The sequence below is a fragment of the Aminobacter sp. P4_D5 genome (genome assembly GCF_056401815.1).
Genome location: NZ_JBFUIP010001176.1, coordinates 1 through 566 on the forward strand (window position 1 = coordinate 1; position 566 = coordinate 566).

A 566-nucleotide genomic window follows, 5' to 3' on the forward strand; every position below is an offset into this window, starting at 1 on the left:
CTCAGAAAATTTTTCGGCACGGGAAATTGGGCGAAGATCGAACCGCATCTGGAGCGCCCTCCGCTCGGCTGGCGCTTCAAGCAGTAGCAGTTCTTCTCCCACTTCTTCTCCCTTATCACCCCTAGTTGTTCTCCCTGCCGCCGAGCCACGTTCCTCGCAGCAATTCCCACTGCTGCGAGGATCACCGCCATGGCTATCCGTCACCTTCATCAGCGCGATCTCGCCCGGCGCTGGTGCATCTCGCCGCGCAGCCTGGAGCGGTGGCGCTGGCTTCGCATGGGCCCCGCCTACATCAAGATCGGCGGCCGCGTCGTCTACACGCTCGAGGATGTCGAGGCCTTTGAAGCCCAGCAGCGCAAGCTGGGTGCCTGATCATGCACGTGCTCGGGCGCGGGGCATTTGGCATCGAGGAGACGGCACATGCCCGATGCCGCTGATCATCCCCTCACGACGATGGCGAGCCTGTCCGGGCTCCTGCGTTGGGTGGCGTGGCAGCCCGAAGGCCGCGGGGCGCAGGGCAGGCCAACCAAGGTCCCCTATGCACCGGACGGCCGCAGGGCCAAGGC

2 protein-coding genes are annotated in these 566 nt (G+C 65.2%); one reads left to right on the forward strand and one right to left on the reverse strand.

Features of this window, described 5'->3' with window-relative positions; genetic code table 11:
• Positions 1-191: hypothetical protein (locus AC1DWF_RS37340; RefSeq protein ID WP_476843460.1), on the reverse strand; the 191-nt coding region annotated here is incomplete at its 3' end.
• Between AC1DWF_RS37340 and AC1DWF_RS37345 the strand changes: the two genes are divergently transcribed.
• Entirely contained in the window at positions 190-372 is a 183-nt protein-coding gene (locus AC1DWF_RS37345) for a DNA-binding protein (RefSeq protein WP_476843461.1), read from the forward strand. The genes AC1DWF_RS37340 and AC1DWF_RS37345 overlap by 2 nt on opposite strands.
• Positions 373-566 lie beyond the last annotated feature (194 nt).